Source organism: Mycobacterium sp. SMC-4, from assembly GCF_025263265.1.
In the GTDB taxonomy this organism is placed as follows: domain Bacteria; phylum Actinomycetota; class Actinomycetes; order Mycobacteriales; family Mycobacteriaceae; genus Mycobacterium.
Genome location: NZ_CP079869.1, coordinates 4,701,625 through 4,726,358 on the forward strand (window position 1 = coordinate 4,701,625; position 24,734 = coordinate 4,726,358).

Sequence of the window (24,734 nt, forward strand, 5' to 3'; positions counted from 1 at the left end):
ATGTCGAAACCGCGTGATTCGCTCCACGGCTTGAGACCCGAAACCGAGGGATGAGAGCAATGAAGAACTTCACCATCACCGCCACCGCCGTCGCTGCCACCGGACTGGCCGCCGTCGCGCTCGGCCTGGCCGCCCCGGCCGCCGCCGCCCCGTCCGGTGCCGGCGACGCCCGCAGCACCATCAGCTCACTGGAAGCCGAAGGCAACCGGGTCATCGTCAGCCGCCAGGGCAACACCCCACTGGCCCAGGCCGAGGTCGTCTCCGTCCGCCCCGGCCCGCAGTTCACCCAATGGGTCTGGGACGCCCAGCGCGACGACCGCATCCAGGTCCCCGCCGGGCGCACCTACTTCGTCACCGTCAAATAAGCACCAGCATCAAAGGGGGCGCCTCGAAAGAGGCGCCCCCTTTGTCGCGTGCGTTGCCGCGCTTGCCTAGTCGGGACCCGACGCCAGGTGTGCCGGGTCGGTGATGTGGCGTTCGTGAATCCCCAACTGCCGGTTGATCGCCTGGGTGATGAAGAACAGCACGATGCCGAGGAGGACGAGCGCCCCGGCCACCAGGTACTGCTGCGCGGGTCGGCCTGACAGCGGAGTCACCAAGTACAGCGAAGCGAGGAAGCCGATGACCGGCAACGCCGTCGGCGTCTTGAAATGACCGCCCGCGTTGCGCACGTCGCGACGCAACACCAGCACCGCGACATTGACCACCGCGAATACCGCGAGCAGCAGCAAGCTGGTGGTGCCGCCCAGGACAGCGATGGCATTGCTGCTGGCAGCTGTACTGACGTAGATGATCAAACCGAACGCGATCAATGTGGTGAAGACGATGGCCACCCACGGTGAGCGCCGGGTGGCATGCACGGTACCCAGCACCGGCGGCAGCACATGCTGGCGGGCCATCCCGTAGATGAGGCGGCTGGCCATCAGCATGTTGATCAGCGCGGTGTTCGACACCGCGAACATCGTGATGAACGGCAGGATCGTATCCACCGGAAGGCCTGGTGCGCCGGCCCTGACCACCTCGACGAGCGGGGTGTCGCTGGCCTCAAGCACCCCGACCGGCACCAGCGCCACCGCGACGATCGAGATCAGCACATACACCACACCGGCAATCCCCAAGCCGGACAACAAGATTTTCGGGAAGATCCGGATCGGGTCCTTGGTCTCCTCGGCCATGTTCACCGAGTCCTCGAAGCCGACCATCGCGAAGAACGCCAGCGAGGTCGCCGCCGTCACCGCCAGGAATGCGTTCTTGTCGTCGGCGGTCTCGAATGCGACGATCCGGGAGAAGTCGACATCGGTGCCACGGGTGAATGCCCAGAATCCGACCATCACGACGATCACCAGGCCGGTGATCTCGACGATCGTCAGCACGACGTTGAGCTTGACGCTTTCGCCGACACCCCGGAAGTTGATCGCCGCCAGCGCGGCCATGAATCCCAGAGCCAGCAGCGCGACGCCGATCGTCGAGGTCTCGATACCGGCGCCCTCGTAGAAGTTGGCCGCAAATGCTCTGGATGCCGTTGCCGCTGAGGTGATTCCAGAACACATAACGATGAAGGCGACAAGGAACGTGATGAAGTGGATACCGAAAGCCTTGTGGGCATAGAGCGCCGCACCCGCGGCCTGCGGGTACTTGGTGACCAGCTCCAGATAGCTGAACGCGGTGATGGTGGCGATGGCGAATGCGATCAGGAACGGCAGCCATGCCGCCCCGCCGACCTCACCGGCCACGTCACCGACGAGCGCGTAGACACCGGTGCCGAGAATATCCCCGATGACGAACAACAGCAGCAGACCCGGGCCCATCACCCGTTTCAGTTGAGGTTGCTCCTGCCGGCCGCGCACACCGGTCACCGAATCCCCCATCACGCCTCCCCAAAACGTTCTGCCTGCGCTAATTGAACGGTGCAAGCACGTCGATGACGTCGATCAGGGTGGCTCGGGCCGTCTCACGCGGTCCGTCGCCGTCGCCCACCATCGCCGCCACGACGGCACCGTCGACGGCACAGACTAATGCGGTGACCATGTCTGCGCGCACCGAACGTCCCGATCGCTGCACGACCTCGACCACGGCGTCGGTGCGCTGCTTGAGAATTCTGCGCTGGATGTTGCGCAGGCTCGGCTGGCGGGCACATGCGATGTAGCGCTCGTAGCGGGAGATCAACATCTCGGTAGCACGCTCCGGGCTGTCCCCGACCAGCAGATCGACCAGGATGTCGGCCGTCGACTCGGCCCCGCGTCGGCGCCGCGACAAGGCGGCCACCCGATCTCTGAGCTCATCGGACTCGCGCAGTCCGATGAGCTCGACGGCATTGGCGATCAGGTCGTCCAGCGAAGAAAAATAGTAGGTCGTCGAGGCCAGCGGCAGCCCCGCCCGGCGTGCCACCGCACGGTGGCGAACAGCATCGAAACCGCCCTCACACAGCAGATCAGCGGCAGCGCTGACCAGCGCATACCGTCGACGCTCCCCCTTGGGAGTGACCGCTGCCGTCACATTGAGCATGGTGCCAGCCGGGAGGTGTCGGCATCGGGCTTTCGGCAATTCCTCCGCCACGGGCTCCCAGGGTCCTTCTGGGGCCGGCTGGCATGATGATCGCCATGCCGATGCTGCGTCGCCGCGAATTGTTTTCGCTCGGACTCCGCGTCGGGGTGGGCGCAGTAGCCATGACCGCGGTGAGCGCCCCGCCGGCGTTCGCGACACCAGCGCCGACATCGTCGTCGGGGACCTTCTCCTCGGCAGCCCGTGGCGGGGTGAACACCCGGTGGATCGTCGCGCGGCCGCCCGGTCAGGACAGACCGTTGCGACCGGTGATCCTGCTGCACGGGAAGGACTCTGACGCGTCGACGGTGATGTCGATGGGTGTCGAGCAGTTTCTGGCCGACGCGGTCGCCGCAGGGCTGCCGCCGGTGGCGCTGGCCGCGGTCGACGGCGGCAACGGATACTGGCACGGCCGCGCCTCCGGTGACGACCCCGCCACGATGGTGCTCGACGAGTTCCTGCCATTGCTGGCCGATCAGGGTCTGGACACCTCGCGGGTGGCGTTCATGGGCTGGTCGATGGGCGGCTATGGCGCCATGCTGTTGGGCGCCCGACTGGGTGCGGCGCGCACCGCGGCCATCTGCGCCGTCAGTCCGGCGCTGTGGACGTCGCCGGGATCAGCCGCCCCCGGCGCCTTCGACGGAGCCCAGGACTACGCCGCGAACAGCGTGTGGGGGCTCGGCGAACTGGACCGCATACCGCTGCGCATCGATTGCGGTGAGGGTGACCCGTTTGCTCCTGCCACCAGGCAGTTCATCGCATCGCTGGCAACAGCGCCGGCCGGCGGGTTCTCCCCCGGTGGCCACAACGCTGCGTACTGGTCGGGACAGCTGACGGCCGAACTCGCCTGGATCGCTCCGCTGTTGACCGCATAGCGCAACGGCTCACAGAAAGACTCGTCCTTCGGCCGCGGCCAGCCCGATGTCACTGCGAAAGTGCGCTCCGGGCAAGCGGATTGCGCTGATCGTGGCGTAGGCGTCAGCACGGGCAGCAGCCAGGTCGGCGCCGGTGCCCACCACCGAGAGCACCCTGCCACCGGAGGACACCACCGCGCCGTCGGCTCGCCGGGCAGTTCCGGCGTGCAATACGCCCTCGTGGTCGGCGCCGCTGATGACGTCTCCGACCCGGGGTCGCCCGGGGTAGTTCTCGGCGGCGAGCACCACCGCGACAGCCGAGCCGTCCCGCCATTGCAGCGGCGGCACATCGTCCAACCGACCCGTCGCCGCGGCCAGCATCAGCTGTCCCAGCGGCGAGTCCAGCAGCGCCAGCACGGCTTGGGTTTCGGGGTCGCCGAAGCGGCAGTTGAACTCGACGACAGCCGGGCCGTCCGCGGTGATGGCCAAACCTGCATACAGCAGGCCGCGGAACGGGCAATCGCGTCGAACCAGTTCAGCCGCAACGGGTTTGACGACCTCGTCAACGATCCGACGGGTCATCTCGTCAGGCAGCCATGGCAACGGCGTGTAGGCACCCATGCCACCGGTGTTGGGACCGGTGTCACCGTCACCGACCCGCTTGAAATCCTGCGCGGGCAACAGGGGCACCACGGTGTGCCCGTCGACGACACAGAACAGCGACACCTCGGGGCCGTCGAGGAATGATTCGAGCAGTACCGGATGCCCCGCCTCGAGCAGCCCGGCGGCGTGTGAGCGGGCGGCGGCGCGGTCGGCGCTGACCACGACGCCCTTGCCGGCCGCCAGTCCGTCGTCCTTGACCACCCAGGCGCGTTGGCCGGCGGCGGGTCCGAACCGGTCCAGCGCGGCGTCGAGGTGTCCCGGGTTGTCCACGATCTCGCTGGTGGCGGTGCGGACACCGGCACTGGTCATAACATCTTTGGCGAATGCCTTGGACCCCTCGATGCGAGCTGCGTCGCGGGTGGGACCGAAGCACGCGATGCCGGCGTCACGCACCGCGTCGGCCACCCCCAACACCAGCGGCACCTCCGGACCGACAACCACCAGGTCGGCGCCGACCCGCCGGGCCAGGGCCGTCACCTCCTCCCCGGAGGTGACGTCGACGTCGTACTGGTCGGCCACAGCCGCGGTCCCGGCGTTGCCGGGCGCCACCGACAGGCCGTCGACCTGCGGGTCGCGCCGCAACGCCAGCAGCAGCGCATGTTCACGGGCTCCGGATCCGATTACCAGGACGTGCACAGATGAACACCCTAATCGCTACCCCGACCGCGGCCTTGACCATACACCCAGCGCTAACAGTGTATGGTCAAGGTCAGTGTTATACGTCACACCGCGGAGGAACCCATGACGACGACCCAGGGCTGCCCATTTCTCCCCCAGGGCTATGACTTCACCGATCCCGACGTGCTGCTCCAGGGCATTCCTGTTGCCGAATTCGCCCAGCTGCGCAAGACCGCACCGGTCTGGTGGAACGCGCAGGGCGAATCGATCTTCGACGACGGCGGCTACTGGGTGATCTCCCGGCACGCCGACATCAAGGCCATCTCGCGCAACAACGCGCTGTGGTCGACCAACGCCAAAGGGGCGGTGATGCGCCTGCCCGACGGAGTCACCGCCGAACAACTGGATCTGACCAAGGCCCTCCTGATCAACCACGACGCTCCGGAGCACACCCGGTTGCGCAAGATCGTGTCGCGGTTGTTCACCCCGCGCGCCATCGCCGGTATGGAGAACAAGCTCGCCGGCGCCGCCCGCGACATCGTCGCCGCGGCGGCCGAAAAGGACTCCGGGAACTTCGTCGACGACGTCGCGACGATGCTGCCGCTGCAAGCCATCGCCGACCTGATCGGGGTGCCCGAAGCGGACAGGGCGAAGTTGTTCCACTGGACGAACTGCATCATGAACACCGACGACCCGGATTTCGACTCCGATCCGACGATGGCCAACGCCGAGCTGATGGGCTACGCCTATTCGATGGCCGAGGAGCGGCGCCGCTGCCCCGCCGAGGACATCGTCACCCGCCTGATCGAGGCAGATGTCGACGGGGACTCACTCGGCGAGGTCGAGTTCGCCTTTTTCGTGATCCTGCTTGCGGTGGCGGGCAACGAAACCACCCGCAACGCCATGACGCACGGCATGAACGCATTCTTCGAAAATCCGGAGCAGTGGGAGCTTTTCAAGCGCGAACGCCCGGATACCGCAGTCGACGAGATCATCCGGTGGGCCACCCCGGTGCACTGCTTCCAGCGCACCGCGCTCGACGATGTCGAGATCGGCGGAGTGACGATCCGCCAGGGCCAGCGCGCCGGCCTGTTCTACAGCTCGGCGAACTTCGACGAAGACGTGTTCGACCGTCCGTTCGAGTTCGACATTGCGCGTGACCCGAACCCGCACCTGGCATTCGGCGGCAACGGCGCGCACTTCTGTATCGGCGCCAACCTCGCGCGCATGGAGATCAAGCTGATGTTCAACGAGATCGCCGACCAGATTCCCGATATCAGCAAGCTCGCCGAACCGCAGCGGTTGCGGTCGGGTTGGATCAACGGGGTGAAAGACCTGCAGGTCGCCTACCACTAGAGTGCCTTCGTGCGCACTCATGGTTGGTCAGGGGCCAAGCCGGCCTCCGACGAGGAAGCCATGGCGCGCATACTCGCCGCGGCGGGGAAAGCCATCGAGGATCACGGCGCCGACTTCAGCATCTCCGATGTGGCACGCACCGTGGGTGTCACCCGCCAGACCGTCTACCGCTATTTCCCCAGTACCGAGGCTCTTCTGGTCGCGGCCGCCGTGCATGCGGTGGACGGGTTCCTGGACCGGCTGGCTGCCCACCTGCGCGGCATCCATGACCCGGTCGACGCGGTCGCCGAAGCCGTCGCGACCGCGCTGGAATGGCTGCCGCGGGAGAAGTACATGGGTCTGCTCGTGGTTCCGGGCCGTACCCGCCACGTCGAATCGGTCACGTCCGATGTGGCACTTCGGTTCGGCCGCACGATGGTCGAGCGCCTCGATGTCGACTGGGCCGCGGCCGGCGTGCATGACGAACAACTCGACGAGCTGGCCGAGCACCTGTTGCGCATCATCCAGTCCTTCGTCCTCGACCCGGGCCGGCCACCCCGCAGCGGTGACCAGCTACGCAACTACCTGCGTCGCTGGGTAGGCGCTGCGCTGCGCCCCTCCGACGTCACAGGACGGTGAGCGGCAGCGATGTCCGGTTCTGGAACTCCCACGATGCCCCGCCGCTGACCTTCGTCACCGAGACTTCCGGCAATTCCTCGGCGGGCGTGTCTGTTTCGACCACCCGCACCGTCCAGTCCGTCTCGGTGCCCGACACTTCGGCACGCAGACGCGGGTTCACCGCCGCCACGATTGCCTGCAGTGGCAGGTCGGCAACCGGGGAGATGAGCGAGACCCAGGCGCCGTCCTCGTGTGCCGGGGAGCGCCGGACATGGACGTAGCCGGGGTCGATGCTGGCGTGCACATAGGCTGCCGGGTTCAGCAGCGGGTGCAACTCGAGCACACGCAACGCTGACGCCGGCCCGTCCGACAGGCCGAGGGCCTTGTGGATCCGTTCGGCCGCCACCCCGGCGATGCCGATCAGTTGCTTGGTGCGGATCAAGTCAGCCAGCCCGACGTCGTCTTTGGCCCGTGCCCGCACCGCCAGGTTGAACGACAACACCAGCAGATGCATCTGCAGGCAGACCTCGTCGGCGATCCGCACCAGGGCTGAATGCGAGAATGCACCGAAATCGACGTCCGACAGCAAGGGACCCGAATAGTCGGCCATGCCTTCGTCATTCGGGTCGATCGGTTCCAGCTCGGTGTGATATGCGCGGCTGGCTCCCACCACGTCCAGTTGCGGGATGAAGTCCACCTCAGGGTAGGAGTCGTCGATGACGACTGTCCATCGGCAGTGCGGATGACGGTCTGCGGGTGTGCGGGGCGGCCGGTGCACGGGTCGGACCTGGCACCGTCGATTGGTCGCCAGCGCGGTCGCATCGAAGGTCGGATCCTCGATGTCGTGACACATGCCGCGGACGTAGTCCTCGCCCATCGGTTCGACGTCGAGCAGCGCGCCGCAGTGATCCAGATGAAACTCGCCGTGCCAGCGATCATGCACGGTGTAGCGGAAGTCCATGAACTGCGGCGGTGCACCGATATCGAGCTGCAGACCCTTGAAGATGGTGACGACGTCCACACCTTCGTAGTTCAGCGCCTTCTGCATCCGTTTGGTGTAGAGCGGGCTGGAGCCGGCCCACTCCTCGATCGCGATCTGCAACATCTCCTCACGTCCGAAATGGGAGATGCACCAGGCCATTCCGGAGCGGTCGATGAGCTGACCGATCAGCAACAACTCGGGGACGAGGGTGGCGAGCTGTTCGCGGGGCAGTGCCGCGTACCTACTCATCATGGACAGCGCCCCCGGAGTGCATCCGCACTGCGGCGTTGACGTTGGCGCGCTTGTCCTCCCCGCCGCCCTTCTCTGCCGCCTTCTTACGCTGCTTGGCCACCTTGGAGACGGCTCCGTCGAGCTTGGACCCCAACGGGAACCCCAGATAGTGGGTGAGGAAGACGGCCATCTCCTTGAGCTCTTCGACGGTGAGCTCACCGTTGGCCAGCGCGGCGTTGACCTGGATCTCGGCCAGGTCCGAATTGCCCACCGCCGTCACGGCGGTCAGCGTCAGCATGCGCTTGTCGCGCATGGACAGTCCGGGCCGCGTCCAAATCGTCCCGAACAGATGCTCGACGGTCAGGTCGAAGTACGGGTCGCCCTGGATATCGGGCATTTCCCATCCGTAAACCTCGTTCATCTTCTCCAGGCCCTTGCGGCGCACGTCATCCATCGCGACTACTCCTTGCTGCTCGAAGAGGTGTGGGGCACACCGAGACCGGCTGCCAGATCACGCAGTGCTATCTCGGCCAGTGGCAGTTCGACGCCGGTGGCCGCACCCAGGCCGAGGGCAAGCTTCAGGTCCTTCTCGGCCAGGCCGCGGGTGTGGACGAACATGTCGTGCAGGAAGTGCTCAGGCGCCAGTGGCTCGGTGTCGTCGCGGTACATGATCGCGCCCGGGCCACCACTCTGCGCGTCACTGTGCCGCACGACCTTGCCCAGATCCTGCAGATCGATCCCGGTCGCCTCCGCCAGTTTCTGAGCCTCACACGCCGCGGCGAAGCCGATGTAGGTCAGCATGTTGCGCGCCAGCTTCATCCGGGTGCCCGCGCCGGGTCCGCCGGCGCGCACCACCAGTGAGGCCCATTGTGCGAATACCGGTTCCACCGTTGCGAAGGCCTCGTCGTCGGCCCCGACCATCACCGCCAGCTGACCGCTCTTACCGGCGCCGGCCCCACCGCTGACCGGGGCGTCGATGATATGGATTCCTCTCGGCCGCAACGCCTCGGCCAACTCCGCGGCCGTGTTCGGCTCGATGGTCGAATGGATGGCGATGACGGTGCCGGGCTTCGCGTCGTCGGCGAGCTCTGCGACGACATCGCGCACCTGCTGGTCGGTGAGCACGGTGATGCTGATGACATCGGCTTGCGCAACGTCGGCGACCGAGCCCGCGACCGTGACGCCACGTTCAGCGAACGAGTGGGTGGTCTCCGGACGCACGTCGAAGACGATGAGTCCACCTGGCCAGTCGACCAGCCTCCTGGCCATCGGCTTTCCCTGGTTTCCCAGGCCGATGTAGCCGAGCTTGATTGCCTCACTCATCTGATGATCTGTCCGCCGTCGACATTGAAGATCTGACCGGTGATCCACTTGGCCTGATCGGAGAGCAGGAACAGCAGCATGCCGACCAGATCCTCGGGTTCGCCCATCCGCGAGAGCGGAATTCCCTTGACGATGTCGGCCACCATCTCCTGCGGAGTCGTGGTGCGGTTGGCCTCGGTGTCGATGGGCCCCGGAGCGATCGCGTTGACCCGGATGTTCTGCCCGCCCAGCTCGGTGGCCAACTGCTGGGTCAGGCCGTTGATCCCGACCTTGGCCAAACCGTAGAAGTTGGAGTACAGCCATGCAGCGGTCGAAGACTGGTTGACGATCGCGCCGCCGCCCCGCTTGGCCATCTTCCGGTACACGGCCCGGGTGCACACCAACGCGCCGTCGAGGTTCACGCTCATGAACTTCTTGTAGTAGTCCCAGTCGACGGTGATCAGGAAGTCCAGCTTCATCCCGCCGAAGATCGCCGCATTGTTGACCAGGTAGTCGATGCCACCGAACTCCGAGAGAGTCTGCGCGGCCATCTCTTTGGCGGAGTCGGGATCACTGACATCCACCCGGACTGCCAGCGCGTTGCCGCCCTCGCCCTTGATTCCGTCGGCGACCTTCTGCGCGCCGTCGGTGTTGATGTCGGCGACGACGACGGCTGCACCCTCGCGCGCCAGCGCCTCGGCGTATGCCTGGCCGATCCCTCCGCCGGCGCCGGTGACGATGGCCACCTTGTCCTTGAACTGATCTCCATAAAGCCCCATGACTATCCTCTCTCACCGCTCAGTGTTGAGTTTTCGCACGCTTTTCGTGTGCGGGCGTGACACGACCCAACGTTGGGCGGGGTGCTCACTGTGCTGCCGTCGCGATGGCCTTGATCTCGAGGTACTCCTCGAAACCGGCCAGCCCCATCTCGCGGCCGATGCCGGACTGCTTGTATCCCCCGAACGGCATGTCCGCCGAGTACCAGACGCCGCCGTTGACGTTGACGGTGCCGACCCGCAACCGGGCTGCCACCGCGTTCGCGCGATCGAGGTCGGGCGAGAACACGGTTCCTGACAAGCCGTAGGGCGAGTCGTTGGCGATGCGCACGGCGTCGTCGTCCCCATCATGGGCGATCACGGTCAGCACCGGTCCGAAGATTTCTTCGCGCGAGACCTTGGCCGAATTGTCAAGTCCGGCAATCACCGTCGGCTCGATGAAGAACCCGGTGTCTCGGCCGGCAGGCCGTCCACCACCGCAGGCGAAGCGGCCGCCCTCGGCGAGCGCGGAGTCGAGGTAGCCCTGCACGCGGTCACGCTGGCGCGCCGAGATCAGCGGCCCGCAGATTGTGCCCGCGTCGGTGGGGTCACCAGGCTTGAGCCCGGCCATTGTGGTGGCGGCGGCGTCGACGGCTTCGTCGTAGCGATCCCGCGGCACCACCAACCGGGTGGTGATCGCGCAACCCTGTCCGGCGTGCATCGACACCGTGAAGCCGGCCATCGAACACGCCCCCGCCAGGTCAGCGTCATCGAGTACCAGGAACGCCGACTTGCCGCCCAGTTCCAGGAAGACCTTCTTCAGCGTGGCGGATGCGTCGGACATCACCGCGCGGCCGGTGGCCGTCGAACCGGTGAACGAGACCATGTCCACCCGAGGGTCTTTCGACAACAGCGCACCCACGCTGTGGTCACTGGAGGTCACGATGTTGAGCACCCCGGCCGGAATGTCGGTGTGCTCAGCAGCCAGCTCACCGAGTACCGCAGCCACCCACGGGGTGTCGGGAGCAGGCTTGAGCACCAACGTGTTTCCAGCTGCCAGCGCCGGCCCGATCTTGGCAAGGTTGATCTGGTGCGGGAAGTTCCACGGGGTGATGGCCCCGACGACGCCGACGGCTTCCCGCGCTATCCGGCGCTGGGTCTTGATACCCATCGGCGAGGCGACACCGAGGTCGGTCGTCCACGGGTAGGACTCTGCGGTGTCGGCGCAGAAGGTCAGATCCTCGACAGGGCCTTCGAGTTGAGCGGCTGAGGTGAGCATCCGCGGCGCACCGACCTCGGCCATGGTCAGTTCCCGCAACTCTTCGACGTGGTCACGCATCGCCTGTTGCAGTTGACGGATGCAGCGCACCCGCAACGCAGTATCAGTCGACCAGTCGGTCTCGTCGAAGGCGCGGCGCGCTGCCTCGATCGCCGAGCCCATATCCGCCGTATCGGCGTCAGCGGCGACGCCGAGGGTCTCCTCGGTGGCGGGGTTGATGGTGGGGAAGGCGCCCGCACTGCCGGCGACGAGCTTGCCGTCGATGTACAGCTTGCTCTCGCGATCGGCCAGGATTGCCATCCGACCTCCTGTTCTGGTTCTGGACAGCTGTCTGACTGGATTCCCTGGAACCATAGCCCGCGAGGCCTGACGCAGGCAAGGACGCTCGGAGTAGAAAGCCCGAATCAGCCATTCTGAAGAGCAATTTCATGGATGAACTTGCCGACGCCCGCCCGCGTCGGATACGTTGGACATGTGTCCAGTGAAGCTGTCGCGGCGATCACAGATCCGACGCGCCAGGCACCCCGCAACCGCAGGCAGGAAGAGACCTTCCGCAAGGTCCTGGCCGCGGGGCTGGAGATGCTGCGGGAGTCCTCGTATGCCGACCTGACCGTGCGCGCCGTGGCTGCACGCGCGAAGGTCGCCCCGGCGACGGCCTACACCTACTTCTCGTCGAAGAACCACTTGATCGCCGAGATCTATCTGGATCTGATGCAGAAGGTCGAGTACTACACCGACGTCAACGACAGCACCGTCAACCGCGTCGAGATGACGCTGCGCAGCATGGCCCTGATGGTGGCCGATGAGCCCGAAGTGGCGGCCGCATGCACGACCGCGCTGTTGTCGGGCAGCGACACCGCCGTGCGGTCGGTGCGGGATCGCATCGGCGGGGAGATCCACCGTCGCATCCGCGCTGCCGTCGGCCCCGACGCCGATCCCCGCACCTTGGCGGCGCTGGAGATGACGTTCTTCGGTGCATTGGTCAACGCCGGCAGCGGCGCCTTCACCTACCACCAGATCGCCGACCGCCTCAGCTACGTGGTCGGCCTCATCGTAGGAGACGACAGATAGTGACCCACCTTGTCGGAGACAAGAAATGACCCTCAGCGAAGTGACCTTGGATCCCTACGACTACGACTTCCACGAGGATCCATACCCGTATTACCAACGGCTGCGCGAGCACGCGCCGTTGTACCGCAACGAAGAGCTGGGCTTCTGGGCGCTGTCCCGCCACGCCGATGTGCTGCAGGGTTTCCGCAACAGCACCACGCTGTCCAACAAGTTCGGCGTGTCGCTCGACCCGGCATCCCGCGGTCCGCACGCGTCGAAAACCATGTCGTTCCTCGCCATGGACGACCCTGACCATCTGCGGCTGCGCACCCTGGTGTCGAAGGGTTTCACCCCGCGCCGCATCCGCGAACTGGAACCACGAGTCACCGAGATCGCGATCCAACATCTCGACACCATGCTCGAGAGCGCCGGTGACGGGACAGTGGACTACGTCGACGAATTCGCCGGCAAGCTGCCGATGGACGTCATCTCCGAACTGATGGGCGTGCCTGAGGCCGACCGGGTGCAGGTACGAGCGTGGGCGGATGCGGTGATGCACCGGGAGGAAGGCGTCACCGACGTTCCCGCCGCCGCGATCGAGGCATCGATCAATCTGTTCGTCTATTACCAGGAGATGGTCGCCGAGCGCCGCAAGAAGCTCACCGATGACCTGACGTCGGCTCTGCTGGAGGCCGAGATCGACGGCGATCGGCTCACCGACGAAGAGATCATCGGCTTCATGTTCCTGATGGTGATCGCCGGAAACGAGACCACCACCAAACTCCTTGCCAATGCCGCTTTTTGGGGTCATCGCAACCCTGATCAGCTCACCGGGGTCTACGCTGATCTCGACCGGGTGTCACTGTGGGTCGAGGAGACACTGCGCTACGACACCTCCAGCCAGATTCTGGCGCGCACGGTCTCGGGCGAGCTGTCCCTCTACGACACCAGGATCCCCGAAGGCGATGTGGTGCTGCTGCTTCCGGGATCGGCACACCGTGACGAGCGCGCCTTCACCGATCCCGACCGCTACCTGATCGGCCGCGAGATCGGTTCCAAGCTCATGAGTTTCGGCAGCGGCGCACACTTCTGCCTGGGCGCGCACCTGGCGCGCATGGAGGCACGGGTGGCGCTGACCGAGTTGTTCAAGCGAATCCGCGGATACGAGGTGGACGAGGCCAACGCCGTCCGTGTCCATTCCAGCAATGTCCGTGGGTTCGCTCACCTTCCGATCACTGTGGAGTTTCGCTGATGCCTCGTTTTGATCCGCTGCCCGAGCGGCGACCCGCGCTGGTCGCCGGCGCCTCATCCGGTATCGGTGAGGCCACCGCGATCGAGTTGGCCGGGCGCGGCTTCCCGGTCGCGCTCGGCGCGCGAAGGGTGGAGAAGTGTCAGGAGACCGTGGACAAGATCCGCGCAGACGGCGGTGAGGCGATCGCGGTGCACCTCGACGTCACCGACCCGGACTCGGTGAAAGCCTGCGTCGAACAAACCACCTCGCAGCTCGGCGACATCGAGGTCCTGGTGGCCGGCGCCGGCGACACGTACTTCGGCAAGCTCGCCGAGATCAGCACCGAACAGTTCGAGTCCCAGATCCAGATCCACCTGGTGGGCGCCAACCGGGTGGCCACCGCGGTGCTGCCCGGCATGCTGGAGCGCCGCCGAGGTGACCTCATCTTCGTGGGATCCGACGTGGCGCTGCGCCAACGACCGCACATGGGCGCCTACGGGGCCGCCAAGGCGGGCCTGGTCGCGATGGTCACCAATTATCAGATGGAGCTCGAAGGCACCGGGGTGCGCGCCTCGATCGTCCATCCCGGACCGACCAAGACCTCGATGGGCTGGAGCCTGCCCGCCGAGCTCATCGGTCCGGCTCTGGAGGACTGGGCCAAATGGGGCCAGGCCCGCCACGACTACTTCCTGCGCGCCGCGGATCTGGCCCGTGCCATCACCTTCGTCGCCGAAACCCCGCGTGGCGGTTTCATCGCCACCATGGAGCTCCAGCCCGAGGCTCCGCTGGCAGAGGTCAAGGACCGTCAGAAACTGAAAGTCGATGAGGAGGCGCTCAAGTCATGACGGCCACCAAGCAAGTACAGCGGGTTTCCGGCGGCGAAGAGGAACACGGTCACCTCGAGGAGTTCCGCACCGATCCGATCGGCCTGATGCAGCGGATCCGCGAGGAATGCGGGGATGTCGGCTGGTTCCAACTGGCCGGAAAACAGGTGGTGCTGCTCTCCGGCGCGGAAGCCAACGAGTTCTTCTTCCGGTCCTCCGACAGCGAGCTCAACCAGGCCGAGGCCTACCCGTTCATGACCCCGATCTTCGGTGAAGGTGTGGTGTTCGACGCCGACCCCGAGCGCCGCGCAGAGATGCTGCACAACACCGCGCTGCGCGGTGAGCAGATGAAGGGCCATGCCGCCACCATCGAGGCCGAGGTCCGCAAGATGATCGCCGACTGGGGCGACGAAGGTGAGATCGACCTGCTGGAGTTCTTCGCCGAGCTGACGATCTACACCTCGACGGCCTGCCTGATCGGACTGAAGTTCCGCAACCAGCTGGACTCCCGTTTCGCCAACTACTATCACCTCCTCGAGCGCGGCACCGACCCGCTCTGCTACGTCGACCCGTACCTGCCGATCGAGAGCTTCCGCATCCGCGATGAAGCCCGGGCCAGCCTGGTCGAGTTGGTGCAGGAGGTCATGCACGGCCGAATCGCCCACCCGCCCAAGGACAAGAGCGACCGCGACCTGCTCGACGTGCTGGTGTCGATCAAGGACGAGGACGGCAACCCGCGGTTCTCCGCCAACGAAGTCACCGGCATGTTCATCTCGCTGATGTTCGCCGGTCACCACACCAGTTCGGGCACCTCGTCGTGGACGTTGATCGAGCTGCTCCGCCATCCTGATTTCTACGCCAAGGTTCAGCAGGAGCTCGACGACCTCTACGCCGACGGTCAGGAGGTGAGTTTCCATGCGCTGCGCCAGATCAAGAATCTGGACAACGCACTGAAGGAGACACTGCGCCTGCATCCGCCGCTGATCATCCTGATGCGGGTGGCGCAGGACGAGTTCGAGGTCGCCGGACATCCGATCCACAAGGGTCAGATGGTGGCCGCGTCCCCGGCCATCTCCAACCGGATCCCCGACGACTTCCCGAACCCCGACGCGTTCGACCCGGACCGCTACGAGAAGCCGCGCCAAGAAGATCTGATCAACCGCTGGACCTGGATTCCGTTCGGGGCCGGCAAGCATCGCTGCGTGGGTGCCGCATTCGCACAGATGCAGATCAAGGCGATCTTCTCGGTGTTGTTGCGCGAGTACGAGTTCGAGATGGCCCAGCCGCCGGAAAGTTACCGCAACGACCATTCCAAGATGGTCGTGCAGCTGGCCCGCCCGGCGAAGGTCCGCTATCGCAGGCGAGCCAAGGACTGACGGAGCTTCTCGAGATGGGCTGCTACCGCGTAGAACTCGACGACGACCTGTGCCAGGGGCACGCCATGTGCGAACTGGAGGCCCCCGAGGTGTTCCGGGTGCCCAAGCGCGGCGTGGTCGAAATCCTCGATCCCGAGCCACCTGACGAGCTACGCGAAGCCGTCGAGTTGGCCGTCGACATGTGCCCGACCCGGGCGCTGTCCATCACAGAAAAGGAATGATATGACTTCACCCTCCAAGCGCGAGGCACTCGAGGACTGGGTCCAGCGCTGGCTCCAGGCCAACCAGGACGCCGAGGCGGCCGGCGACTGGAAACCGTTGGCGGAGTTCTACACCGAGGATGCGACCTACGGCTGGAACATCGGCCCCAAGGAAGACGTCATGTGCGTCAACAAGAGCGAAATCCGCGACGTCGCTCTCGGTCTGGAGATGGAGGGCCTGGAGAATTGGGTCTACGAATACCAGAAGGTGCTGATCGACGAGAAGCAGAACGAGATCGTCGGCTTCTGGAAGCAGATCGCCAACAAGAGTGACGGCACCCGCGACGAGATCTACGGCATCGGCGGCAGCTGGTTCCGCCTCAACGATCAGCTCCTCATCGAGTGGCAGCGTGACTTCTTCGACTTCGGGCACGTGCAGAAGGCGTTCATGAAGCTGATCGAGTCCGGCGACCTCACCCCCACCATGCAGAAGCGCATCGAGCGCTCCCTGGCAGGTGAGAAGCTGCCCGGCTACTACCCGCTGGGTGAGGCGCCCGTCCCGATCTGGTGAGCACACCACCAAGCAGTTGCTTGGGGGCCCTGTGATGTGGCTAACTAGAGCCTCTAGTCTGGTCACTAGAGGCTCTAGTCGAAAGCAGGAGATATGAAGACCAAAGGCGCTCTGATCTGGGAATTCAATCAGCCGTGGACCATCCAGGAGATCGAGATCGGCGACCCCGTCAAAGACGAGGTCAAGATCCAGATGGAAGCCGCCGGGATGTGCCATTCGGACCACCATCTGGTCACCGGTGACATCCCGATGGCCGGCTTCCCGGTGCTCGGCGGCCACGAGGGTGCCGGCATCGTGACCGAGGTGGGCCCCGGCGTGGAAGGCCTCGAGCCCGGCGACCACGTGGTGCTGTCGTTCATCCCGTCGTGCGGTTCCTGCCCGTCCTGTCAGGCCGGTATGCGCAACCTGTGTGACCTCGGCGCCATGCTGCTGCAGGGCACCGCGGTCTCGGACAACACCCACCGCATCCACGCCACCGACGGCACCCCGGTCATCCCGATGACGCTGCTGGGCACCTTCAGCCCGTACATGGTCGTGCACAAGAGCTCGGTGGTGAAGATCGATCCGTCGATTCCGTTCGAGGTGGCCTGCCTCGTCGGCTGCGGCGTGACCACCGGTTACGGCTCGGCGGTTCGCAGCGCTGATGTCCGTCCCGGCGACGATGTCGTCATCGCCGGCATCGGTGGGGTCGGGATGGGCGCGCTACAGGGCGCCTTGAACGCAGGTGCTCGCAACATTTTCGCCATCGACCCGGTGGAGTGGAAGCGCGACCAGGCCATGAAGTTCGGCGCCACCCACGCCTACCCCGACATCGCCAGCGCGATGATGGGCGTCGGCGAGGTCACCCAGGGCCGGATGGCGGCCAAGACCATCATCACCACCGGTGAGCTCAACGGCGAAGAGATCGACAACTACCTCAACATCACCGCCAAGGGCGGTACCTGCGTGGTCACCGCGGTGGCCAACATGGCCAGCTCGGACGTGACGCTGAATCTGTCGATGCTGACTCTGCTGCAGAAGAACCTGCAGGGCACCATCTTCGGCGGCGGCAATCCGCACTACGACATCCCCCAGCTGCTGTCGATGTACAAAGCCGGCCGCCTCAATCTCGACGACATGGTGACCCGCCAGTACAAGCTGGAGCAGATCAACGACGGCTACCGGGACATGCTCGAGGGCAAGAACATCCGCGGCGTCATCCGCTACACCGACGCCGACCGGTAACCGGTCGTGACCGACACAGAGCAGCTCAGCCCGGTGGTCGCGGCGTCACGCAACTCGTGGCGCTGCGTCCAGTCCGGCGATCGCGCGGGCTGGCTGGCGCTGATGAGCGATGACATCGTCATCGAAGACCCGATCGGGGAAGCCGTCACCAACCCTGACGGCACCGGGGTGCGCGGCAAGGAGGCTGTCGGGGCCTTCTTCGACGCCAACATCGGGCCCAACCAACTGCGCATCACATGCCAGGAGACGTTCCCGTCGAGCAGTCCGACAGAGATCGCCTACATCCTGGTTCTGGAAACCACCTTCCCGAACGGTTTCGTGGCCACCGTGCGCGGGGTCTTCACCTACCGCGTCGACGATGCCGGACTGATCACCAACCTGCGCGGTTACTGGAACATGGATGCGATGACGTTCTCCCAACCGGACAGTGCCGAGTAGCGACCTGCTATCCGGCCGTGGCGCGGTGGTCGTCGGCGGCACTCGCGGCATCGGCTTGGCGGTCGCACAGTTGCTGGCCGCCCGAGGGGCCGGGGTGGTGGTCAACGGCCGCGATGCGGACACGGCACGTCTGGCGGCCGAAGGGATTCCGGGCGCTCTCAGCTATCCGGGCTCGCCGGCCGACCCCGTTGTCGCCGATGCGCTGATCGACACTTGCGTCGACGAGTTCGGGTCGATCGACGTACTGGTCAACTGCGCCGGCACCGCCGAGCCGCCCGGATCGTCGATCCTCAACGTCACCACCGAGCACTTTCACAACCTGATCGACGCCCACCTGGGTACCGTGTTCCAGACCTGCCGAGCGGCGGCCCCGCGGATGGTCGAGCAGGGCCGCGGCGCGATCGTCAACACGAGTTCGTTCGCCTTCCTCGGCGACTACGGCGGCACCGGCTACCCGGCCGGTAAAGGCGCAGTCAACAGCCTGACGTTGGCGATCGCGGCCGAGCTCAAGGAACACCACGTGCGGGCCAACGTGGTGTGCCCGGGCGCCAAGACCCGGCTCTCGACGGGAAGCGACTACGAGGCACACATCGCCGAGCTCAACCGGCGCGGCCTACTCGACGACATCAGCTATCAGGGCGCACTCGAGGCAGCGCCGCCGGAGTATGCGGCACCCACCTACGCCTATCTGGCCAGCGACCTTGCCGCCAACATCACCGGCCGGATCTTCATCGCAGCAGGCGGATTCGTCGGCCGTTTCGACCGGCAGACTCCCGCGCTGGTGGCCTATCGCGGGCATGACGACGAACCCCCCTGGACCGTCGAGGAGATCGCCAGCCAGGTCGGGTGAGCGCAGCTACTTGAGCATGCTGCCGGCGTCGACGGTGACCGGGAGACCGGTGATGTACCGGGCTTCGTCGGAGGCCAGGAACAGCACGGCGTTGCTGATGTCGACGGGCTCGACCCAGCCGACGGGCAGCACGTGCATGAACTGCGCGGCCACGGCCAGATCGTCGGGGCCCGGGTTCTCCAGGTCCGGCCGGAACAGCTTCATCGTGCCCTCGTTCATGAACAACGGGGTACTGACGTTGGTCGGGCAGACCGCATTGACCCGGATGGAGTGCTGGCCCAGTTCGACGGCGAAGGTACGCATCAGACCGATCACCCCGTGCTTGGCGGCGATGTAGTGACCGGTGTGCGGGTACGGCTTGAGGCCGCCGACCGAGCTGGTCAGGATGATCGATCCGCCGCGCCCACCGGACAGCAGATGGGGCACAGCAGCTTTGACCGACTTCCAGACACCCGAGAGATTGACGGCGATCATGTCGTCCCAGTCTTCTTCACTGGTGTGATCCAGGGTCTGACCGCCGTTGCCGATGCCGGCGTTGGCCACCACGATGTCGAGCCGGCCCAGTTGCTCGACCCCGGAGTCCACGACCGCCTTGACCGCGGCGTAGTCACGCACGTCGACCTCGGCAGTGACGACCCGGCGGCCCAAACCCTTGACCAGGTCGACAGTCTCGGCCAGATCGTCCGGGGTGGCGGGGGGAATCTGGGTGTTGCTGCTGATCGGCCCGCAGACGTCGATCGCGATGATGTCCGCGCCTTCTTCGGCCAGGCGCACCGCGTGGCTGCGCCCCTGCCCGCGTGCCGCGCCCGTGATGAATGCAACCTTACCTTCGACCCGACCGGCCATGTCCCACCCCAATCCCAGCCCACAGATCGACTTTTTGTCGATCGATCAGGAGCGTCGCACCGATCACCCGAGCTGTCAACCACCCGCGCTCGGGGTAAGCGACCTGAGCTGCCGGTCGACGTAGGCGCGCATCTCGTCGTGGCCGAGGGTGACCCCGACGGCACTCTCGTTACACAGACTGCGCGCGATCTGAGCAATCAGCATCGAGATCACCACCGGTGGATGCCCTTCCAGGTCAACACCATTGGCGCGCAACGCGACGGTGACCGCGGCGGTCTCGATATCCCGCACCCGTTCGGCGTAGGCGCGCAGCTCGACCCGGATCGCCTTGCGATGGTTGGCCAACGCCATGAACTCGGTGTTGAGACCGGTCCGACCCTCCTCGCTGTTGATCAGCCACAGCGCGCGTAGCGGATCGTCATTGGTCAGCGCGGTTCGCATGTGCTCCAGCGAGCTCTCCGCGCCGGTGCGCAGCACCTCGACGAACAGGTCGTCCATAGTCGGGAAGTAGTAGTAGACCAGCGCCTGTTTGACACCCGCTTCGGCGGCCACCCGGCGGGAGGTGGCCGCGGCATAACCCTCGTCGCGCATCACTTTTGCCGTCGCCTCGATCAACCGCTGCCTCGCATTGACCTCACCGCCGCCGCGCGCATTCGATGCAGCCGGCATCAGCGCCACCTCACGCGAGACGTCCTTGACCATGCGTCAGACACCGTGGTAAGCATGGCGCATCCTAGCAGTCTGATCGATCGATCAGGAAAAGCGAAAGGGGCGACTGTCCCGATGACCGACCTCGCATCGGCGGACTTCTTCTCCGACTACGCGCTGAGCCAGGATCCGTACGCCTACTGGGACTACTTGCGCGAGCAGAATCCGGTGTACCGCGAGCCGCACTACGGAGTCGTTGCTGTCACCGGGTATCAGGAGGTCCTGGCCGCATTCAAGGACCACGAGTCGTTCTCGGCGGTCAATGCGATCGGCGGGCCGTTCCCGCCGCTGCCGTTCACACCCGAGGGCGACGACATCACCGAGCAGATCGAGGCGCACCGCCATCTGTTCCCGATCCACGAACACATGGTGGTGATGGACCCGCCGGCCCACGAGCGGGCGCGGTCGCTGCTGAACAAGTTGTTGACCCCGCGGCGGCTCAAGGAGAACGAGGACTTCATGTGGCAGCTGGTCGACAGCCAGATCGACCGCGTCATCGCAAACGGCCACTGCGAGTTCCTCTCCGAGTACGCCAGACCCTTTGCCACCTCGGCGATCATCGACCTGCTCGGGGTACCCGAGCAGGATCGGCCGGAGTTCCTGGCCGCGTTGGGCGCCGAGCAACCTGACGGTGCACGCGTCGGCGCCCTCGACGGCGCGCCGGTGGGGTCTGACCCGTTGCAGTACCTCGACGAAAAGTTCGCCGGTTACCTGGCCGAGCGCCGGCGTGAACCGCGCGGCGACGTGCTGTCGGGGATGGCTGCCGCGGTTTACCCCGACGGCTCGACGCCCGAGCTCATCGAGGTCGTCAAGCCCGCGACGTTCCTGTTCGCCGCCGGCCAGGAAACCGTCACCAAACTGCTCAGCGCCGCCGTCATGACGCTGGCCGAACACCCTGAGCAGCAACAGGTTCTGCGCACCCACCCGGAGCGCATTCCGACGTTCATCGAAGAGTCGCTGCGCATGCACTCCCCCACCAAGGTGGACTTCCGGCTGGTCCGCAAGAGCACCACGCTGGGCGGGGTGTACCTGCAGGCCGGCACGATCGTGATGTTGTGCCTCGGTGCGGCCAACCGGGATCCGCGCAAGTTCGACAACCCGCACGAGTTCCACCCGGACCGCACGAACGTCCGGGAGCACATCGCGTTCGGTCGCGGCATCCACACCTGTGCAGGGGCGCCGCTGGCTCGGGTCGAGGGGCAGATCACCGTGCGCCGGTGGCTGGACCGCACCAAGGAGATCCACCTCGACGAATCAGCCCACGGCCCGGCCGGGGCACATCACTTCGCCTATGACCCGACGTTCCTGCTGCGGGGACTCACCGAGCTGCGGATCGAGTTCACCGCTGGCTGAGCCGGCTATTCAGGTGTGCGCCAGCGGCTCACGTAGGTTTCCCGATCCGCGCCGACGGCACGGCGGCGCGGGATCATCGCCTCTTCCCGTTTGACGACCGAGCGCATCGTCAAGGCGGTCAGCACCACCATGAGGACGGCGGGCACAGCAGACAGCGGCGAGTTCAAGAGCAGCTGACTCAGTTCGTTGGTATCCATGTCAGGACTTCGTAGCGACGGCCCGGTTGGATGGCGCCGGTTGGCGTGCTGGAATGCTCGATGGTATGGCGACTGTCTTCACCAAGATCATCAACCGCGAACTGCCCGGACGATTCGTCTACGAGGACGACGACATCGTCGCGTTTCTGACGATCCAGCCGATGACCCAGGGCCACACCCTGGTGGTGCCTCGCGCCGAAATCGACAACTGGCAGGACATCGAGCCCTCGGTCTTCGCCCGGGTCATGGAGGTGTCCCAGCTGATCGGCAAGGCCGTCTGCAAAGCCTTCGACACCGAACGGTCGGGCGTCATCATCGCCGGCCTGGAGGTGCCGCACCTGCACGTGCACGTCTTCCCGGCCCGCAACCTGTCGGACTTCGGGTTCGCCAACGTCGACCCGAACCCCTCGGCGGAGTCGCTGGACGACGCGCAGGCCCGGATCAAGTCCGCGCTAGCCGAACTGACCTGAGCCGACCGGGACCGACGTCGGCGAGGGGGAATCCTTGATGCGCGGCAGCGTCACCCGGAAGCTGCAGCCCTCACCCGGCGCAGTGGTCACGCTGACCTGGCCGCCGTGGGCCCACACCAGCGAGTCGACGATCGACAGTCCCAGCCCGGTGCCGCCGCTGGCCCGAGCCCGCGACGAGTCCGCACGGTAGAACCGCTCGAAAACCCGTTGCGCGTCGTCGGCGCTCATCCCGGGCCCCTCGTCGCAGACCTCGAGAATCGCGACGTCGTCCTCGGTGCCCACCCGCACCGTGACGGCTGCGGTCGCGGGTGTGTGCTGCAATGCGTTGGCCACCAGGTTGGACAGCACCTGCCGCAGCCGCGCTTCGTCGCCGAGCACCTCAGGAGTTCCGGGACCGTCGACCACGTCCATCCGGATCACCCTGGTCGGCGCGATGGACTGCGCATCGTGCACCGCGTCGGTGGCCAACGCCAGCAGGTCGACACGGTGCCGCTCGAGCGGACGCGCAGCGTCCAACCGGGCCAGCAGCAGCAGATCCTCCACCAGCAAACCCATTCGGCGCGACTCGCTTTCGATGCGACTCATCAGCATCTCGACGTCGCGCGCAGCACCCTGGCGGTACAACTCGGCGAACCCGCGGATGGTGGTCAACGGTGTGCGCAATTCGTGACTGGCATCGGTGATGAATCGCCGCATCCGGTCCTCAGAGGTCCGCGATTGCTGGGCCGAGGCTTCCGAGGACGCCAGCGCGCGCTGTATCTGGGCCAGCATGCCGTTGAGGGCCAACGACAAGCGCCCGACCTCGGTGCGGGGGTCACGTTCGGGAACGCGGCGGTCGAACTGTCCCGACGCGATCGCCGCGGCAGTCTGCTCGACCTCGGCCAGCGGTCGCAGACTGCGGTGCACCACCACGTAGCCGACGACACCGAGCACCAGCAGAACCGCTGCCCCGATCCCCATCTGGGTGTAGACCAGCGAGCGCATCGTCGAGTCCACGTCGGCCAGGTCCATCGCCACGGTGGTCAGTTCGCCGCCGGGGCCGCGCACCGTCATCGCGCGCCAGTGCAGATCGGGGCGGTTCACCGATCCCACGGTGACCGGCTGACTGCCGACGTCGTCACCGGGAAGGTCGGGTTCGGCGGCCCGGTCGTTGATCGCGATCCAGACCTGTCCGTCGTGGTCGACGGCGCGCACGTAGAAGTCCGACGGCGGCCGCGCCGGGTTCGGGTCTTCCAGCGGCGCGCGCGCCGCCTGCCGCGGCACCTGCGCCCAGCCCTGAGACGCGTCGAGCAGCGTGGCGTCGACCCGGTTCATCAGGCTGTGCTGCATGATCGTGGTCACCGCGACGCCGGAGGCCAGTAGTCCGCAGGCGACCAGCAGCAAAGTGGCGGCCACCAGAGCCACCCGCAGCGGCACACCCCGCCCCGGGCTCACCTCGGTTCGCGCAGCACGTAGCCGACGCCACGCAGCGTGTGCAGCAGCCGCTTGTCCCCGGTGTCGATCTTTCGCCGCAGGTAGGACACGTAGGACTCGACGACGTTGACGTCACCGCCGAAGTCATACCGCCACACATGGTCGAGGATCTTCGGCTTGGACAACACGGTGCCGGCGTTGACGATGAAGTAGCGCAGCAGCGTGAACTCTGTCGGCGACAAAGACACCGGTTCGCCGGCCTTCCACACCTCGTGGGTGTCTTCGTCGAGTTCGATGTCGGCGAAGGTCAGCCGCGAGGTGCGCGGATCAGGACTGCGCAGGCCCGAACGGCGCAGAATGACCCGCAGCCGGGCCACCACTTCTTCCAGGCTGAACGGTTTGGTCACGTAATCGTCGCCGCCCAGCGTCAGCCCGGCGATCTTGTCCTGCAGCGAATCGCGTGCGGTCAGGAACAACGCCGGCGCGTCGATGCCGTCGGCGCGCAGCCGACGCAGCAGTCCGAATCCGTCCATGCCGGGCATCATCACGTCGAGGATGATCGCGTCGGGTCGTGCCTCGCGCGCCTTGTCCAACGCCTCGGGACCGCTGCTTGCGGTGTACACCTCGAAGCCCTGGAACTTCAGGCTCACCGACAGCAGCTCGACAATGTTGGCCTCGTCGTCGACGACAAGGACGCGGGCCTCGGGCACGTTGTCCGGAATCGGCATCGCCATGGGGATCAGTGTCCTCCGGCCAGGTGGGTGAATGCTGGACATCAGCTGTGCAATTCCTGTGAGCCGGTCGC

28 protein-coding genes are annotated in these 24,734 nt (G+C 65.9%); 15 read left to right on the top strand and 13 right to left on the bottom strand.

What is annotated here, in order from left to right; genetic code table 11:
• Nucleotides 1-59: 59 nt before the first annotated feature.
• The gene (locus KXD98_RS22415; RefSeq protein WP_260760505.1) at nt 60-365 is read left to right on the top strand and encodes a hypothetical protein; all 306 of its coding nucleotides are present in this window, start codon (nt 60-62) and stop codon (nt 363-365) included.
• A gap of 66 nt (nt 366-431) precedes the next feature.
• On the opposite strand, the gene KXD98_RS22420 is transcribed toward KXD98_RS22415, so the two are convergent.
• Both KXD98_RS22420 and KXD98_RS22425 read right to left on the bottom strand, forming a co-directional pair.
• Nucleotides 432-1,868 carry an APC family permease gene (locus KXD98_RS22420; protein WP_260760506.1) on the bottom strand — a complete coding sequence of 479 codons (1,437 nt, stop codon included), beginning with the start codon at nt 1,866-1,868 and terminating at the stop codon, nt 432-434.
• A gap of 28 nt (nt 1,869-1,896) precedes the next feature.
• Entirely contained in the window at nt 1,897-2,505 is a 609-nt protein-coding gene (locus KXD98_RS22425; protein WP_260760507.1) for a TetR/AcrR family transcriptional regulator, read from the bottom strand.
• An 83-nt stretch (nt 2,506-2,588) separates the two neighbouring features.
• Between KXD98_RS22425 and KXD98_RS22430 the strand changes: the two genes are divergently transcribed.
• Nucleotides 2,589-3,416, top strand: a complete 828-nt coding sequence (locus tag KXD98_RS22430) for an alpha/beta hydrolase family protein (protein ID WP_260760509.1) — start codon at nt 2,589-2,591, stop codon at nt 3,414-3,416.
• Between the two features lie 9 nt (nt 3,417-3,425).
• Here the strand turns inward: KXD98_RS22430 and purD are convergent, their stop codons facing one another.
• Nucleotides 3,426-4,694 (bottom strand): phosphoribosylamine--glycine ligase, encoded by a 1,269-nt coding sequence (purD, locus tag KXD98_RS22435; RefSeq protein ID WP_260760510.1) that lies wholly within the window; start codon nt 4,692-4,694, stop codon nt 3,426-3,428.
• Nucleotides 4,695-4,799: 105 nt separating this feature from the next.
• Between purD and KXD98_RS22440 the strand changes: the two genes are divergently transcribed.
• Together KXD98_RS22440 and KXD98_RS22445 are read left to right on the top strand one after the other, a co-directional pair.
• Complete coding sequence (locus tag KXD98_RS22440; protein ID WP_260760511.1) at nt 4,800-6,032, top strand: cytochrome P450; 1,233 nt, start codon at nt 4,800-4,802, stop codon at nt 6,030-6,032.
• Between the two features lie 9 nt (nt 6,033-6,041).
• Entirely contained in the window at nt 6,042-6,650 is a 609-nt protein-coding gene (locus KXD98_RS22445) for a TetR/AcrR family transcriptional regulator (RefSeq protein ID WP_260760513.1), read from the top strand.
• On the opposite strand, the gene KXD98_RS22450 is transcribed toward KXD98_RS22445, so the two are convergent.
• The 5 genes from KXD98_RS22450 to KXD98_RS22470 form a co-directional block, all read right to left on the bottom strand.
• On the bottom strand, nt 6,637-7,863 hold the full coding sequence (locus KXD98_RS22450) for a hypothetical protein (RefSeq protein ID WP_260760514.1): 1,227 nt from the start codon (nt 7,861-7,863) through the stop codon (nt 6,637-6,639). The two genes, KXD98_RS22445 and KXD98_RS22450, sit on opposite strands and share 14 nt — an antisense overlap.
• Nucleotides 7,853-8,296 (bottom strand): carboxymuconolactone decarboxylase family protein, encoded by a 444-nt coding sequence (locus tag KXD98_RS22455; protein WP_260760515.1) that lies wholly within the window; start codon nt 8,294-8,296, stop codon nt 7,853-7,855. The genes KXD98_RS22450 and KXD98_RS22455 overlap by 11 nt, the downstream gene beginning before the upstream one ends.
• Nucleotides 8,297-8,301: 5 nt before the next feature.
• A complete protein-coding gene (locus KXD98_RS22460) occupies nt 8,302-9,165 on the bottom strand; it encodes an NAD(P)-dependent oxidoreductase (protein WP_260760516.1) in 864 nt (287 codons plus the stop codon).
• Nucleotides 9,162-9,923 (bottom strand): SDR family oxidoreductase, encoded by a 762-nt coding sequence (locus tag KXD98_RS22465; protein ID WP_260760517.1) that lies wholly within the window; start codon nt 9,921-9,923, stop codon nt 9,162-9,164. Before KXD98_RS22465 ends, KXD98_RS22460 begins: the two co-directional genes overlap by 4 nt.
• A gap of 85 nt (nt 9,924-10,008) precedes the next feature.
• Complete coding sequence (locus tag KXD98_RS22470; RefSeq protein WP_260760518.1) at nt 10,009-11,478, bottom strand: aldehyde dehydrogenase; 1,470 nt, start codon at nt 11,476-11,478, stop codon at nt 10,009-10,011.
• Nucleotides 11,479-11,652: 174 nt separating this feature from the next.
• Between KXD98_RS22470 and KXD98_RS22475 the strand changes: the two genes are divergently transcribed.
• The 9 genes from KXD98_RS22475 (at nt 11,653) to KXD98_RS22515 (ending at nt 18,942) form a co-directional block, all read left to right on the top strand.
• Nucleotides 11,653-12,249 (top strand): TetR/AcrR family transcriptional regulator, encoded by a 597-nt coding sequence (locus KXD98_RS22475; RefSeq protein ID WP_260760519.1) that lies wholly within the window; start codon nt 11,653-11,655, stop codon nt 12,247-12,249.
• Between the two features lie 25 nt (nt 12,250-12,274).
• Nucleotides 12,275-13,480, top strand: a complete 1,206-nt coding sequence (locus tag KXD98_RS22480; protein ID WP_260760521.1) for a cytochrome P450 — start codon at nt 12,275-12,277, stop codon at nt 13,478-13,480.
• Nucleotides 13,480-14,304: an SDR family oxidoreductase gene (locus KXD98_RS22485; protein ID WP_260760522.1), complete on the top strand. Its 825-nt coding sequence runs from the start codon at nt 13,480-13,482 to the stop codon at nt 14,302-14,304. The genes KXD98_RS22480 and KXD98_RS22485 overlap by 1 nt, the downstream gene beginning before the upstream one ends.
• Nucleotides 14,301-15,659 (top strand): cytochrome P450, encoded by a 1,359-nt coding sequence (locus KXD98_RS22490; protein WP_260760523.1) that lies wholly within the window; start codon nt 14,301-14,303, stop codon nt 15,657-15,659. The genes KXD98_RS22485 and KXD98_RS22490 overlap by 4 nt, the downstream gene beginning before the upstream one ends.
• 14 nt (nt 15,660-15,673) lie before the next feature.
• Complete coding sequence (locus tag KXD98_RS22495; protein ID WP_260760524.1) at nt 15,674-15,880, top strand: ferredoxin; 207 nt, start codon at nt 15,674-15,676, stop codon at nt 15,878-15,880.
• A 1-nt stretch (nt 15,881) separates the two neighbouring features.
• Nucleotides 15,882-16,430, top strand: coding sequence for a nuclear transport factor 2 family protein (locus tag KXD98_RS22500; RefSeq protein WP_260760525.1), 549 nt, complete (start codon nt 15,882-15,884; stop codon nt 16,428-16,430).
• A gap of 93 nt (nt 16,431-16,523) precedes the next feature.
• Nucleotides 16,524-17,654 (top strand): NDMA-dependent alcohol dehydrogenase, encoded by a 1,131-nt coding sequence (locus KXD98_RS22505; RefSeq protein ID WP_260760526.1) that lies wholly within the window; start codon nt 16,524-16,526, stop codon nt 17,652-17,654.
• 6 nt (nt 17,655-17,660) lie between these two features.
• On the top strand, nt 17,661-18,092 hold the full coding sequence (locus KXD98_RS22510; protein WP_260760527.1) for a nuclear transport factor 2 family protein: 432 nt from the start codon (nt 17,661-17,663) through the stop codon (nt 18,090-18,092).
• A gap of 25 nt (nt 18,093-18,117) precedes the next feature.
• Nucleotides 18,118-18,942 carry an SDR family NAD(P)-dependent oxidoreductase gene (locus tag KXD98_RS22515; protein WP_260765355.1) on the top strand — a complete coding sequence of 275 codons (825 nt, stop codon included), beginning with the start codon at nt 18,118-18,120 and terminating at the stop codon, nt 18,940-18,942.
• Between the two features lie 6 nt (nt 18,943-18,948).
• Here the strand turns inward: KXD98_RS22515 and KXD98_RS22520 are convergent, their stop codons facing one another.
• Both KXD98_RS22520 and KXD98_RS22525 read right to left on the bottom strand, forming a co-directional pair.
• Nucleotides 18,949-19,788, bottom strand: a complete 840-nt coding sequence (locus tag KXD98_RS22520) for a mycofactocin-coupled SDR family oxidoreductase (protein WP_260760528.1) — start codon at nt 19,786-19,788, stop codon at nt 18,949-18,951.
• Nucleotides 19,789-19,863: 75 nt separating this feature from the next.
• On the bottom strand, nt 19,864-20,457 hold the full coding sequence (locus KXD98_RS22525; protein ID WP_260765356.1) for a TetR/AcrR family transcriptional regulator: 594 nt from the start codon (nt 20,455-20,457) through the stop codon (nt 19,864-19,866).
• A 114-nt stretch (nt 20,458-20,571) separates the two neighbouring features.
• Here KXD98_RS22525 and KXD98_RS22530 point away from each other — a divergent pair, with 114 nt between their 5' ends.
• Nucleotides 20,572-21,849 (top strand): cytochrome P450, encoded by a 1,278-nt coding sequence (locus KXD98_RS22530; RefSeq protein ID WP_260760529.1) that lies wholly within the window; start codon nt 20,572-20,574, stop codon nt 21,847-21,849.
• 5 nt (nt 21,850-21,854) lie between these two features.
• Here KXD98_RS22530 and KXD98_RS22535 read toward each other — a convergent pair whose 3' ends face one another.
• Nucleotides 21,855-22,046: a hypothetical protein gene (locus KXD98_RS22535; protein ID WP_260760530.1), complete on the bottom strand. Its 192-nt coding sequence runs from the start codon at nt 22,044-22,046 to the stop codon at nt 21,855-21,857.
• A 65-nt stretch (nt 22,047-22,111) separates the two neighbouring features.
• Here KXD98_RS22535 and KXD98_RS22540 point away from each other — a divergent pair, with 65 nt between their 5' ends.
• Nucleotides 22,112-22,516 (top strand): HIT family protein, encoded by a 405-nt coding sequence (locus tag KXD98_RS22540; RefSeq protein ID WP_260760531.1) that lies wholly within the window; start codon nt 22,112-22,114, stop codon nt 22,514-22,516.
• Here KXD98_RS22540 and KXD98_RS22545 read toward each other — a convergent pair.
• Together KXD98_RS22545 and KXD98_RS22550 are read right to left on the bottom strand one after the other, a co-directional pair.
• Nucleotides 22,499-23,911: a sensor histidine kinase gene (locus KXD98_RS22545; RefSeq protein WP_396881856.1), complete on the bottom strand. Its 1,413-nt coding sequence runs from the start codon at nt 23,909-23,911 to the stop codon at nt 22,499-22,501. The two genes, KXD98_RS22540 and KXD98_RS22545, sit on opposite strands and share 18 nt — an antisense overlap.
• 35 nt (nt 23,912-23,946) lie before the next feature.
• Complete coding sequence (locus tag KXD98_RS22550; RefSeq protein WP_260760533.1) at nt 23,947-24,663, bottom strand: response regulator transcription factor; 717 nt, start codon at nt 24,661-24,663, stop codon at nt 23,947-23,949.
• Nucleotides 24,664-24,734: the final 71 nt, after the last annotated feature.